This window comes from Solibacillus sp. FSL W7-1436 (assembly GCF_038007305.1).
GTDB lineage: Bacteria > Bacillota > Bacilli > Bacillales_A > Planococcaceae > Solibacillus.
On the sequence record NZ_JBBOWV010000001.1, the window covers coordinates 1,549,711 to 1,564,190 of the forward strand.

Below are 14,480 nucleotides of genomic sequence, written 5' to 3' on the forward strand. Positions count from 1 at the left end.
CCATTTCTGAAAGCTTACGTAACGTTTCTTGTTTACTCATTTTTTCTCCCTCCCAAAGTAAGCAGCTCCACGTGTAAAACCATGATTTTCGGTTGAAGCTGTAGTTGATTTTTTGGGTTTATTTTTGGCTTTAGACGTTTGTTTGGTTCTTTCTAATAGTCCCTTTAAAACCGTATTGGATGGGTTAGATGAGATTTCAAGCAACGTAGTAAAATCGCTTGTTCAAGTTCTTCAACTGCGTATTTTTTCGTGAGATTTTGTAGCGTATTTAAAATTTGAAGTGCCTTTTTCTCTACATGATTTTCTAAAATATACGCGACATACTTTTCTGTACATGGACCGATGGTTGCTGCCCATTTTGAGCTGTTTTCTGGATTATGCTCCACATATGAACGATGATGGTCAGGCATATGGTCGATGTTTGTGGAATATTGTCCAACGTTGCCTTTTAATCGTTTATGGGATGCAATTCTAGTTTCTTTAAAGTACACTTCAATTAGATCTGTTGTTAAGCGAATATCTACCGATTCACGGGCGTATTCGTAAGGGACGGAATAATACATGCGTTCAACTTGGATGTGGTAGTTCAGTTGAACCTTGGCGGTTTTCCATTCCGTCATCTTAAAGCGTGTTGGAGGAAGTTGTTGGAGAGTGCTTTTCTCTTCTTCCTCAAATACGCTTTTTCGTGTTCCAGGACGTTTTTGAAAATCGGTGGTGTTGATTTCTTCAAGTTTTTCAACGATATGTTGATTCAGTTCATTGATGTGAAAACACTGTATGTTGCGTAAAGCAGCGATAATTTGCCGTGAGGCATGTCCCACACTACCTTCGGCACTTGGTTTATCTTTTGGCTTTTGTACGCGACTTGGCACAATGACCGTGCGATAATGATCAGCCAGCTCACGATAAGCTTCATTTAGAACTGATTCTTCGCGCTTTGCTTTAATCACACCTGTTTTTAAATTATCTGGCACAAGTGTCTCTGTAACCCCTCCAAAGTAATCAAAGGCGTGGATATGTGCTGTCAACCAGTTGGCGGATGTCATATCTAGAAACGCTTCTACATACATCATTTGGCTGTAAGGTAAGGCAGCCACAAAAACATAGGCAGTTAAGTCCTCTCCTGTTGCACGATCTTGAATTGAAAGCGTTGCGCCTGCCCAATCTACTTCCAAAATTTCACCTGGTTTGCGTTTTAAAGGCATGGTTAATTTAAATTTTCGCGCATAATGACCGTACTTTTCAGCGAATGTACGATAAGCATAAGGGATTTTTTTAGCCTCCTTTGCGGCTATTGCGTACTCATGATGTAACAATTTAAGCGTGACGTGCTTTTTCTGCAGCTCCTTGTGTACATACTCCCAATCCACTGGACAGTAACCTTTTTCAATTGGCTGTTTCTCTGGGTAGAGATACTCTTCAAGCCACACATTTGTCATCGTATCGTTCAATGAGGTGACGTTTAGCTTTGCGGCACGTTGGATGACATCGGATACGGTATTGCGAGCGTGTCCGGTACTAGCGCTAATTGTACGTTGGCTAATTTGGTCGAAGGAAAGAGCTAATATCTTTCGGTAATCAATCATAAAAAATCCTCCTGTTCTGAAGTGTCATACCTGTTGGTATGCTCCTTCATTATACAGGAGGTTTAAGGGAATATATGTAAGTGGCTCAAAGTTTCCGCATTCGGTGGCTCAATTGTCCGCATTGAGTGGCTTAAAGTTCCGCACTGGTGGTCTTTTTGCTCCGCAATAATCACTTCCTTAAATTTGTGGCCATTAATGCCAAACCTATTTCGTTAGTAACTTTCGATTTTCCACGAACAGAAAATCGACGGAAACACAAATTAGCCTTCAAGAATCCAAAAACTGGTTCCACGTCGATTTTACGTCGACGATAAATGGCAGCCGTTTTTTCTTCTGAAAGCTTCACTCTTACTTCTTCTTTTTGTTTTTCCCATTTCTCATTAATCATGAGTCTACGATTTTTACCTTCTGCAGCTTTTGTACATTTTGTACGGAAAGGACACCCTGTACATTCCTCACATTCATAGATTTTAAATTCTCGTTGGAAACCCGATTTATCTGTACGAACAGAGTTATATTGGAATCGTAATCTCTTTTCATTTGGGCAAATGTAGACATCGTTTTCTTTCTCATACACCCAATTACTTGTCTTAAAAGGATCATTTTTATATTTTCGCTTCTGTTCGTTCAAGTATTGATTAAATGTAATGAGTGGAGTTCGTTTGCGTTTGTTAAGAATATCATGGTAATTCTGTTCACTGCCGTATCCGGCATCCGCTACAATATGTTTTGGTAACTCGAAATAATTTTCTTCAATTTGACTAAGAAATGGAATAAGTGTTTTCGTGTCTGTTGGATTTGGAAATACATCGTACGCGAGTGTATATTGACCTTCTGTAGCGATTTGTACATTATACCCTGGCTTCAATTGGCCGTTTTGCATATAGTCATCTTTCATCCGCATAAATGTTGCTTCATGATCCGTCTTTGAATAACTGTTACGTGTGCCAAACACTTCAAAATCTTTTTGGTATTTCTGCTTTCTTATGATCCAATCATGTACTTGTTTGAGGATTTGCTTCGGTGTTTTTCGTTCGCTACGTAATCTTTTTCGCTCAATGACATCTTCAGAATGTTCTATTTTGCTTGTATAGTCGTCGACTACTTCTTCTAGGTGATGTGCTACTTGAGTTAACTCTTCTATCGATAACTGCTCATCACTTTCACGTTTGATTTCAGGAATAATTTGATGTTCCAATAACTCATCGTAAAGTTTATTTGATTTTTCTACGAGGTTGGTATGATGTTTTTCCACTGATTTTTTCCAAACAAATGTGAACTTATTGGCATTTGCCTCAATCTTTGTGCCATCGATAAAAATCGCTTCTTGATCGATGAGTTTTTCTTCAACTAGCTGACAGCGGAATTGTACAAAACATTGGCGAATGAGTTCCTTCATATTGGGATGTACACGAAAACGGTTAATAGTGCGATAACTTGGTTCATATCCTTGGGCAAGCCACATCATACGGATACTGTCTCTTGTCAGATCCTCTATTTTTCTTCCTGAAAAAGTGGATTGTGTGTAACCGCATAAAATCAGCTTTAGCATCATACGTGGATGATATGATGGACAACCAGTATGGTGAATAAAAGGAGCGAAAGCTTCGTTCGGAATGCTTTCGACCAAATGATGGATAGAAAAGGCAATATCATTTTTATGTAACTTTACTTCTAAATCTAGCGGTAATATAATTTGATTCATGTTATAATCTTTAAACATAGGGACACTTCTTTCGTTTGAAATTTGGTTGTAGGATACTTAAATTTTAACAGAGAATGTCCTTTTTTCATGCCTGAAATTATGCAGAGATTTACTTGATATAGAAGAAAAATTAGTTGTTCGGAGTGAAGGCGGCGACTCCCAGGGGACAAGCACGTGGGAGAGACTACAGGCTCGAGCCGTGCCCCCAGGAAAGCGTCCGCCGTAACGGAGAACAACGACTACATAGTAGACACATAATAATAAAGCCGTTCAAACTTTACTCATCGTAAAATTTGAACGGCTTTTGATTTTGAGGCGGGTTTTGTCCCACCCCCTTTTCCTCATTGAATTCTCTTCCTTTCTAACGCTTCAATACCCGGCTTTCCAATAAATACGTTACTTCATATTTCTCCGCCAATCTTCTTAAAAACGTTAATAGTTCACTGAAATCTGTTGTTTTTATCAATTGTTCGTACTGTTTTTTCTCCTCTTCGGTCGCAACTTTTTTAAAATAACCCCACATATGTTGGCAAGCGTTGCGCATGCTGCCTGCTGTTGGTGTTAAGTTTAATGCCTGAGCGATCAGTGCTGAAATTTCTTCATAAGAAGCCTTGTTTTTCATAGCCTGACGTATTGCATTGTAGTGATTCTGACTATAAAACATCACATTGTATTTCTCCTCACGCCAAAGGATTTCCGTCTTCTTCTGATCCATAAAAGATTCCTCCTCACGTTCCACTTTTGCATAATCTACTAGTTGTTCACATTATATAAGATAGATAAAAGTTTTGCTTATATGGGAAGTCAAATCCAGCTTATAGTGTAAAAAATTTGTATAATGGAGATAGTATCCAATTTCTGAATTTACTAAAAATTTAAAAGAGAGAGGGATTCCGATGGTAAATGAACTAACATCAGCAAATGAACAATTAACAGGAGATCCGGTATACCGGGATAAACCAGTTATTCAGGCTGCCGAAACGCTCTTCGTCAATGAATTTACGGACGGTGTATTAAACCCGAATGCACCAATGTTAGGGCCTTTAAAAGATGGGGGTACGATCATTGCCAATACAGCTCCTGGTTGTTGGGGGCCTATGATTACACCGACGATCCGTGGGGGGCACGAAGTAACGAAGCCTGTATATGTTGAAGGCGCTGAAGTCGGAGATGCAATCGTCATCCAGATTAAGTCGATTCAAGTTACATCGATTGCGACTTCTTCGGGAACGGACGAAGCTCAAAATGAACGCTTTATCGGAGATCCTTTTGTAAAGGTGAAATGCCCGGGGTGCGGGAAGCTCCATCCGCCGACAATTGTAGAAGGAATCGGTCAGGAGTCCATAAAATGTATGACTTGCGGTACGGACACAACACCATTTAAAATTTCCAACGGCTATACAATGGCATTTAATTCAAAAGGGAATGTCGGATTAACGGTCGGAAAAGAAGCGGCACGCCGGATTGCCCAGGAAAGCAAAAACTATATGCGTACTCCGGAAAATTCGGTTCAAAATCCGATTACTTCATTCGCGCCGAGTGACCTGATCGGGGTACTTGCAAGAATGCGCCCGTTTGTTGGACAGCTTGGAACAACGCCATCAAAAGCAATGCCGGATTCGCATAATGCCGGTGATTTCGGAACATTTTTAATCGGAGCACCGCATGAATTTACATTGACCGAAGACGAGCTGAATATTCACCGTACAGATGGACATATGGATATTAACCGTGTACGTGAAGGGGCTGTTGTCATTTGCCCTGTAAAAGTTCCAGGAGGCGGTGTATACGTAGGAGATATGCATGCAATGCAGGGCGATGGTGAAATTGCCGGACATACAACGGATGTATCGGGTATTGTACAGCTGCAGGTAAGTGTACTGAAAAAGGTAAACTTGGATGGTCCGATCTTGCTTCCGAATGTTGAAGATTTACCTTATACCGCAAAACCTTTCACGAAAGAAGAGAAACGCATTGCACGCGAGCTGGCTGAAGAATTCGGTGTAAAGCAGGTCGAGGAAAGTTTCCCATTGTCGATTGTAGGAACAGGGGTTAACTTAAATGCAGCTACAGAAAATGCACTCGAACGCGCGGCAAAGTTATTTGGACTGACGGTGGAAGAATTGAGAAACCGTGCAACCATTACCGGTGGAATTGAAATAGGAAGACATCCGGGAGTTGTAACTGCAACAGTTCAAATGCCAAAAACACTTCTGAAAAAAGCGCGCCTCTTTAAAACAGTTAAGCGCCAGTATGACTGAATGTCATTAATCAATCATTAAATGCACTAATGTCATAGTTAATTAGATAAGTTTTTGTTCTTTATTTTTCGGGAAATAGGAAATTACTAGAAAAGTAGAGGGGATGAAGCGATGCAGCCATTGATCAAGAAGATAGAAACTCTTGTCATCTCGATTAGCGTTCAGTCCGGTATAGGTATTATAGAAGCAATTAGTGAAAAAGACGGCAATAAGAAAGTCATATTTCAAATTACATCAAAAACGCCTTTAATGACAAAGGACGGGCACCAAATTGGGGTATCTGCCATTCCGGTCAAGGCAAAAATCATTGCCTTTATTGATTCCAGAAATCCGTTGCCGATGGTTTCCCCGCCGCATACAACACCGCTGTTGATCATTTTTGATCAGTATGATAAGGATGGCGAAGTATGTGTCGGTGCATTTGACCGTCAGTTTTACTGTGATCAGCTGAAGCTTAAACTCCATGTCAGTGAAAAAACAGAAATATTGGATTTGGCAGGTAAGCGCGTGGATCAAAATGATTTGGAAGGAAAGATGCTGTTCGTTTTTTATGACCGTGCAACAAAAAGCAAACCAGTGCAAGCCAATCCATCAAAAATTATTGTGACCCCTATTTTGCATAACGAATAGTTATGAGGCATATCGATTTCTATTGTCGGTGCGTATGGTTTAAGCAGCATTTCATACGACTTGGTACAAATGAAACGATATGCTCTTTTTTATGTAATCACCTTGAAGGAAAGTGAAAAAATTAAAAACGTTACATATCCATTTAATTTTTGGTATATTTTTGTATAGAAATAAGGTGGAAAAAATGGAGGGATCTTTGTTGTTGCTTTCATTTGATGAGCAGCTCTTTCAACAGACGAACGGACAAACAGGGGAAAAGCTAGAGCAGGCTTTGGAAGGAAATTTTCAATTTGAAAAACAGACTGCGATTTGGGGCGCACCTATACAGAGCAATGAATTTTTGCTGGAGCAGGAGCGTGCAGAGAAGTTTTGCTTTCAGTTAATAAAAAACTATTGGGGCGGATTAGACTTATTTTTTAATGATTCAATATACGAGACGAATAATTCGAATGGAAAAATGGAACAGTTTTTTGCCGAGCAGCAAAACAGAAAAGTGCTGTTTTCGTTTTTACATACACAGGGGGAAGTGGCATTAGACCAGCTGGTTGAATATATTTTTTCGAAGCCGGTTCCTGTAACTCATATACAAACGGAACTCAAGAAAATTTATGTGTACAAAGTGGACAATCATTATTTTGTGCAACCGGTTTATTGTGCAAATGAAAAGTACTGGGAAATAATCGGTGCGAAAAAGATTTATTCACTGTTCTTACAAGTACCTTTAATGGAGATTACGAGACCTGTTGAATTAATGAGGCATTTTAAAGCATTGCTTGCCGGACAGTTGACAGCGAATCGGATTGCAACAATCATTCATAAGCTTGTACAGAAGATTGATTTTGAAAACCCGAAATCGGATGAAATAAAGCAGCTGCATCTATTAAATGTCCGCACGCATTTTACAAGCGGGCGACGCCATATGCTGAAGCTTCGAAAATGCATTCAGGCATTACTGGAAAACTGGTCAACCGGAAAGTTTGCATTGAATACAAAAGAGCAGACACTGCTTGGCTACATGTTGTTTCAGGAGGCGGTTTATAAAAGAGATTATCGGAGTATTTTACTGCAAGGAATGTTTTTGATTGAAGAAGAGCGGATCAATAATCATGCGATCGAACTTGTCGTTGAATATGCGGATGTGCTGAGCAGCATGAGCCCGCAGCCTGATACACTTGTGAAAGATTACCGGAAAAACTACTTGGAGCATGTCTTTTATGAACTGATAAATAGCGTTGTAAAGGAGGAGCAGTTTGAACTTGGGATAGAACTGCTGAAAAATTATGAGCTTGCGTCATGTGCAGCCCTATTTCAGCTCCTTCATGCCGATGAAACAGAAACGATCCTGCATATGATCGAGGCAACTGTTCAACGTGATATTGCTCTATTTGTAGATGGTTCGCCCCAAAATATCCGGGAATCGATTATTTTATGGCAACAGCAATATTTAAATAAAAACAGCGATTATTATCGTATTGCCGAAATGACATCACAGCATATATGCAATTTGTTGAAAATACTGTTTTGGGCTGAAGAAGACCTGCTAGTGGAGAAACTGCTGGCAGTCTATAAGAAATATTTGCTCATACCGCATCATTTCCAATATTTGCGCCAATTTATTGAGCGCCGTGTAGCTCTATGTTAAACAAAAGGTGAAGCAATGCAGATGCATGCTTCACCTTCTTGTTTTATTGCAATACGCCATCGTTTGTCAGCTGCTCGATTTGTTCTTTACTATAGCCGTAAGCAGTTAAAATTTCCTCGGTATGTTCACCTATTTTTGCCCCGACATGTTTGTAAGTCGGTTCAACACCGCTTATCTTCAAGGCTGTTCCAATTTGGCGCTGCGAGGATCCATCCGGTTTCCGAACTTCTACGAGCATATTCCGTGCTTTAATTTGCGGGTGTTCGCAAGCTTCGTCAAATGTAAGTACCGGCTCCACACATCCATGGAAATCCTCATTGAAAATTTCAAGCCACTGATCAAATGTTTTTGAACAAAATGCATCGGTAACTGCTTCTTTAAAGCGCTGCTGTGTATAGTAGGAGTCATTAAATGTGCTGTCGATCAGTTCCGGAATGCCAAGCGCTTCACATAATAGTTTACGGAATTGCGGTTCCAGACTGCCGACTGAGAAATAACGACCGTCTTTCGTCCGGTAGTAATCATAAAATGTTCCGCCATTTAAAATTTCCTCTTCCGGCTGAGGCGGACGGCCGCTTCCAAGGTATTGCGTACCATATAAAGCATTCATCGAAAACATCGCATCAGTCATCGAAACATCGATAAATTTCCCTTCACCAGTTTTTTCACGGTGAAGAGCAGCCGCTAAAATTCCGACAGCAGCATGCATTGTCCCGCCTGCAATATCCGCAATTTGAATACCCATAGCAACGGGCTTTTTATCCTTCAGACGCGAATGATTGAGTACACCGCCAATCGATAAATAGTTATTATCATGGCCTGGCCGGGTTGCGTAAGGCCCCGTTTGCCCGTAGCCTGTAATTGCACAGTAAATGAGGCGCGGGTTGAATTCACGCAGTGTTTCATAGTCAATTCCTAGCCGTTTCATCACTCCAGGACGGAATCCTTCAATGACAATGTCGTAATCTTGGATAAGCTTTTTAATAATTTCAATGCTCTCCGCAGACTTCAGATTAAGCTGCAAAGACTTTTTTGAACGGTTTAAATGCTGGTGGAAGTAGGATTCCTTGTCCTCATCATACGGCGGCATAATCCGCATTAAATCAACACGGCGCTCTGACTCCACATGAATCACATCTGCACCGAGATCCGCAAACATCATTGACGCAAGCGGCCCAGGCAATAGAGAAGAAAAATCCAGTATTTTTAATCCATTTAAAATAGTCATACCCATCCCCCTTATGTGTTGAACAGTTGTTTTTGTTGGAAATTTTGAATCTTGCCTGTGAAAAGTTCAATGTAGAAATTAGAACTATCACTAAAAATATGCCATCACTTTCAATAAAATATAAATATAAGAAAAAGAGTCCCCTTATTTTCTAATTCTCTATTCCCTATTATATTTTAAATACTCTGAAAATTATAGTGCGAAAATAAGCAAAATGTGCAGAAATACAGAAAAAACAAACATTGATAGATTATTCTCTATTATTTTAAAAAAATTGGCCCTATACAGGAATAAAATGTAATTTTAGTGAATATGTACTAAGTATAGAAACCCTGATAAAGATTAGAAAGTTTTTTGCTAGGGTAAAGTATGGCTGGTTGGCTATTTATTTATAGAACGATTCTGCTTTTTGACAATAAGTCAAAGCAGGGTCGTTCCTTTTTTTGTCCAAAAATAGAAATCCCCAAATAAATTGAAAAACTGCATAATTTCAATACATTTTTGCACACCTTTAGCCGATATAAACAATAGTAGTATTTACTAGATTGAACATGTTACGACATTTCAAAAGGGAGGGATTTTCTAACATGGACTCGAAAAAGGCACAAAAACTTTCAAAGGCAGCGGTCGCAACGGTTTTGGCGACAAGTGGTGTGCTAGTCGCAATACCCCACCAGGCAAATGCCATTTCGTTCAGTGATTTAAATCCAAATGCGGATTATTACGAGCCGATTATCGATTTAGCCAACCGTAAAATTGCAACAGGTTATTCGAACGGTACATTTAAACCAAACACAGCAATTACTCGTGAAGATGCTGCAAAAATGCTGGCACTGACGATTGATGTAAATATAACAAATCCAAAAAATCCTGGGTTTAAAGACGTGACAGTGAATAATCCAAATTACCGTTACATCGCCGCATTGGCAGAGGCGGGTGTCATTAATGGCTATTCAGATAAAACCTTTAAACCAAAAGAGCCGATTACACGCGGACAAATGGCTAAAATTTTAACGCTTGGCTTCAAGTTTGGCATTTCCACAAAACTTACTCATGGTTTCAAGGATGTTTCAAATAAAAATGCCAATGCGTATTTTATACAGACACTTTATGATTTGAATGTAACAAAAGGAAAAACACCTGTTTCATTTGATCCTTTTAATACCGTAACACGCGGGCAGATGGCGACATTTATTTGGCGAGCAGAAAAAGCGGACCGGGGCAATCCGGTATACACAGTCGGGGATATTGTTGGAAATCAAATATACATAAACGGTGTCCCGTACACGGTGGCATCCCATTTACGCAGTATTATTAATGCGGGAAATCAAAATGTATTAAAAGGTGCCTACATCGAGGGAAGCTATTCAGGAAAGACCCTTCAAAATATTTCGAAGCTTACGATAAATGCGAGCGGAACTTCTTCGCGTTTATTGGCGCTTGATGGAGGCAATTCTTCGTTTGCAGGAGAACTTGTCATTAACGGAAGCTATTTGCGCTTCAAAAACATCGATTTTACAGGACGTGTGGAAGTGGCAGAAGCACCGCGACGTTCGCTTGCTGCATTGGGGAATGTGCGTATTGCGAGTATAGGGAACTTCGCATCGTTCATCGACTGGGGCACACCTACAAACCCGAAAAATGAAGATTTCCTGAATCCTGATGATAAGGAAACACTGCAGGATAAGCCGGACCCGACAAAGCCCGAGCACCTGCAAAAATACACCGAACGTTTGACAAATGTTAAGAAATACGTGGACTTTGAAAATTCGGATATTCGTAATCTGTATGTAACTGCGGACCGTACATTTTTAAAAGCCAACTATACTATCGACCGCCTGACGGTACAGGGGAATGTGGCAAACATGGAGCTGTATGCAAGCCCGAGAGCGATGTATATCGATACGGACTATAATGTTTCTATTTATGGCGTTCATTATATTCAATACGTGTATAAAAACACGTTGAAAAATGTGTACCTGAATACAGACAGCTCGTATGGCTATTATTACATTACATCAAGCAATGGCTTTACGAATCTTGGTACACATGCCTATATTTCCAAAGCAATCATCCCGAATAATAAAACCGTAAACGATGTGTTTGACGATTATAAAACGGATGACCCGAACATTGGATATGTAGAGGATGAAAACGGAAAAGCGGTTGACCGCGATCCGGTGGAAAATACGATTGTTACCGATGTTACGTCTCCAACCATTACACAGTTGGATGTAGCAGCCGGCGGATCGACAGCCGATGTGACATTAACAGCGGATGAAGATGGAACATACTATTATGTCATTAAAAAGGCCGATGAAAAACCCCCAACAATAAGTGAGATTAAAACAGGCGGTACAAAATACAACGGCAGTGGGCCACTCGTAATGGACGAGCCTGTGAACTTTACTGTAACCGGTCTGGAAACGATGACGGACTATATCATTTATGCAATTGTAATTGATGAAGCGGACAATGTATCAGAGAAGGAAGAGCAGGAATTCTCGACAATCGATAACCGACCACCGACATTCCGTCTCGATAAAGGCGAAACGATGTACGGAGGTAAGCGTCTGCAATTTGTCATTAAGGGAATTGCAGAGCCGGGCGAATACTTCTACTATATTCGCGAAAAATCGCCTGTTACGATGCCGGACCCGACTGTCGATGAAATTATGAAGCGCTACACAGGAAAAGGAACAATTACAAAACCTGATGATATCGTCATTACCGAAACGAAATATGGTGCAACTCCGGCAATCGGCGATATTAAACCAAACACAGAGTATGAAATTTATGCGGTAATGGTCGATAAATCGGGCAACAAGATGCGCAATCCTGCACCGAAGATTATATTGAAGACAGAAGCGCCGGATATGACCTATCCGTATGTTATTCAACCGCCGGAGCTGCAACTGGCAGATAAGGAAAAAGGCTATTTCTATATAACCGTGAGCGAAGAACTTGATAAAGCAACAGCTGAAAATCCTGATAACTATTTATTATCCGGTACAGGAATTGTCAATATATCAGGGCACAAAGAAATGAAGCCAGTCGAAGTTCAATACTCCAACAAGCGAATTCGTTTAACGATTCCTTCCGTCAGCTCTTTAGTAAATGGTGATACGATTGTCGCTACCATTTTAAAAGGGGTAAAGGATTTAGCGGAAAATGAATTCGAAAATAAGGATGTTGTGCCGGTGGGAATGGAACCGCGGAATTATGCGCAGTACAGCCATTCGGACGCATTACAGCCGACAATCCGGATCAGAAATGTCGTAACGGGTCCTTCCCAATATGAAATCGAAGTAAATACAAACAAAGCCGGTACGTACTATTACATGATCTTACCATCTGATTATGATGAGGTAATTGCAGAGCGCGGTATTACAAATCGTCATTTCGTCGATGAGTTTTCTACAGATCCAGATATAGTAAAAGGGAAATTCCAGACAAAGACATCGGCAGGTACAACTGATGACTATATTGCGGATGGCCAAAATCCGGCAACGCTTGGCACATTTAAATTTAATGTAACAAAGCCTACACCGCCAAAACTTAATCCGTTTAAAAGCTATAAAATATATATGGTGTTGAAAGATCGTTCAGGGCAACTTTCAAAAATTGAAAGCAGACCGTTAATTGACGATTCAAAACCACCGCTCGTATCCGGCTTTAAAGTTGAAAATGTTGAAGGAACGGACAACAGAATCCGAGTAACAGCAAATGTGGACGAAAAGGCGAACTTCTTCGCATTACCTGTGCGTAAATATATTAAAAAGATAGTAAACGGTAAAGAAGAATACGAGTTGAACACCGATTACTTCGATACGTCAGGGAACCTGAAAGATTTAGCTGATGTACTGAGGACGACACCGAATGATCCAGGGCTTTTTGACACTTTTAAAACTTTAGGTGCAAGAGATATTGGTCAGTCGACAGGCCCTGGTACTTTTAACTTTACGCCGTCCAACCTGAATTTAACTGCCCATGAAGAGTACGGTATTTATGTAGGGGTTGTAGATTCAATCGGCAACTTTACGTTATTACAGCGCAGTGTGGGTGGTAGTGAGGCAACGGATGAACCAAAAGGTAATCCGTTGCAGGCTACATTCTATACGGATGGAACTAAGCCGTTTATTAAAGAAGTTGTTGTTCGTGACGGAGAATTGACAAATTCAAACCCTAAATTTATATTGACATTCAATGAAGCGATTATGCGTCAAAATGGTAATTCGGGATTAACAAATTATAATAAACCGGGAAGCTTCACTTTATCGGATATTGTGACAATTAAAGATTCACTTGGTCATGACATTACGACGGATTATGTAATTGAAGGAACATATGGTACGGCGATTACGAATACGACAAATGAAACTCAATTAGTCATCAAATTAAAAACACCGGACCTTACAAAAGCAAAAAGAACATTTACTGTAGAGATGAAAGGCGAAAGTGCAACTGTGTACGATTACAAAGGTGCGAACGGATTTGATACGACGAAGATCGGTACGTATATTTATCCGCCTTATATTGATAGTAAAATTAGAGATGCGATTCTGACAGGTATTAATATTGGTTCAATAAAAGTTCCGGCATCAAAAACAATGCGGGTAATTGCAGAGCTTGATATTGAACTATCGGTAAATCAGACTTATTACTATGCGGTTACGGGCGCTTCAAGAACATCCGTTGACCCAGCACTTGTTATGAAGTTAGTGAAAAATCCGAATACGCCAAACAACGAGATAATTGCTTACGGTTCCGGTCCGTTACAGGCAAACAGTCCGGCAGACAAACAATTTACATTAAACTTAACTGCCCCTCGTGTTGCTGCGGGCACATATGATCCGATTTTCATTGCAGGTAACCATATTTATATTTTCACTGTTGATAAATTCGGTAATATTGTTTGGGCAATTAATGATGGGACAACAAATAAATATAGAGTGATTAGTAATGATTTAAACATTCCATTCCAGTAATTTTTTGCAGCCATTCAAATTACATTATTTTTCAAACCAAACCCACAAAGCACAAGCTGCGTGAGTTTGGTTTTTTTGTTTTGCATTTATTTAGTGCGGGTCCCCCAATTTTTGAAAACGTTATACAAAGTTGATAAAATTTGATGGGAATTATAAACAGACTGAATTTGAAAATCGAACAATAAAACCGAAAAAGTTACTTATTTATTAGGATTGAAAGCAAGATATAAAGGGTAAACGTTAAAGAGAAAAAGTAAAAAATTGAAAATCCACTCGGGATAAAGATTATACAATAATTGTTTTAATGTACAATGTTTAACGAAAACCTATTAATTACATACATGAAGTAGAGCAGATACTATTTTTAATGTGATCGGGAAAATCAATAGGACTGCTTTTGTTGCCCGTGATCGGCAGGAGCAGATTAGAGTTTAAATAAA

The 14,480-nt window shown here is 39.8% G+C and carries 8 protein-coding genes; 4 read left to right on the forward strand and 4 right to left on the reverse strand.

All coding sequences use genetic code 11. The features are described from left to right. Positions 1–164 precede the first annotated feature (164 nt). From istA to MKX73_RS07820, 3 genes are all read right to left on the reverse strand, one after another. On the reverse strand, positions 165–1,586 hold the full coding sequence (gene istA, locus MKX73_RS07810; RefSeq protein WP_340716955.1) for an IS21 family transposase: 1,422 nt from the start codon (positions 1,584–1,586) through the stop codon (positions 165–167). Between the two features lie 169 nt (positions 1,587–1,755). Beyond that, positions 1,756–3,309 (reverse strand): IS1182 family transposase, encoded by a 1,554-nt coding sequence (locus MKX73_RS07815; protein ID WP_340716956.1) that lies wholly within the window; start codon positions 3,307–3,309, stop codon positions 1,756–1,758. Positions 3,310–3,652: 343 nt separating this feature from the next. After that, on the reverse strand, positions 3,653–4,006 hold the full coding sequence (locus MKX73_RS07820) for a YbgA family protein (protein ID WP_340716957.1): 354 nt from the start codon (positions 4,004–4,006) through the stop codon (positions 3,653–3,655). A gap of 250 nt (positions 4,007–4,256) precedes the next feature. Here MKX73_RS07820 and MKX73_RS07825 point away from each other — a divergent pair, with 250 nt between their 5' ends. From MKX73_RS07825 to MKX73_RS07835, 3 genes are all read left to right on the forward strand, one after another. Beyond that, positions 4,257–5,552 (forward strand): acetamidase/formamidase family protein, encoded by a 1,296-nt coding sequence (locus tag MKX73_RS07825; RefSeq protein ID WP_340718866.1) that lies wholly within the window; start codon positions 4,257–4,259, stop codon positions 5,550–5,552. 111 nt (positions 5,553–5,663) lie between these two features. Beyond that, on the forward strand, positions 5,664–6,182 hold the full coding sequence (locus MKX73_RS07830) for a hypothetical protein (protein WP_340716958.1): 519 nt from the start codon (positions 5,664–5,666) through the stop codon (positions 6,180–6,182). Positions 6,183–6,381: 199 nt separating this feature from the next. Next, positions 6,382–7,824, forward strand: coding sequence for a Fe-S-cluster redox enzyme (locus tag MKX73_RS07835; RefSeq protein ID WP_340716959.1), 1,443 nt, complete (start codon positions 6,382–6,384; stop codon positions 7,822–7,824). A gap of 43 nt (positions 7,825–7,867) precedes the next feature. On the opposite strand, the gene MKX73_RS07840 is transcribed toward MKX73_RS07835, so the two are convergent. Continuing rightward, positions 7,868–9,052 (reverse strand): CaiB/BaiF CoA transferase family protein, encoded by a 1,185-nt coding sequence (locus MKX73_RS07840; RefSeq protein WP_340716960.1) that lies wholly within the window; start codon positions 9,050–9,052, stop codon positions 7,868–7,870. 587 nt (positions 9,053–9,639) lie between these two features. On the opposite strand from MKX73_RS07840, the gene MKX73_RS07845 reads away from it, so the two are divergent. Beyond that, positions 9,640–14,040: an S-layer homology domain-containing protein gene (locus MKX73_RS07845; RefSeq protein WP_340716961.1), complete on the forward strand. Its 4,401-nt coding sequence runs from the start codon at positions 9,640–9,642 to the stop codon at positions 14,038–14,040. Positions 14,041–14,480: the final 440 nt, after the last annotated feature.

Excerpts from the sequence above, each read along its gene's own strand:
- istA (WP_340716955.1), bottom strand. The coding sequence starts at position 1,586 with ATGATTGATTACCGAAAGATATTAGCTCTTTCCTTCGACCAAATTAGC.
- MKX73_RS07815 (WP_340716956.1), bottom strand. The coding sequence starts at position 3,309 with ATGTTTAAAGATTATAACATGAATCAAATTATATTACCGCTAGATTTA.
- MKX73_RS07820 (WP_340716957.1), bottom strand. The coding sequence starts at position 4,006 with ATGGATCAGAAGAAGACGGAAATCCTTTGGCGTGAGGAGAAATACAAT.
- MKX73_RS07830 (WP_340716958.1), top strand. The coding sequence starts at position 5,664 with ATGCAGCCATTGATCAAGAAGATAGAAACTCTTGTCATCTCGATTAGC.
- MKX73_RS07840 (WP_340716960.1), bottom strand. The coding sequence starts at position 9,052 with ATGACTATTTTAAATGGATTAAAAATACTGGATTTTTCTTCTCTATTG.
- MKX73_RS07845 (WP_340716961.1), top strand. The coding sequence starts at position 9,640 with ATGGACTCGAAAAAGGCACAAAAACTTTCAAAGGCAGCGGTCGCAACG.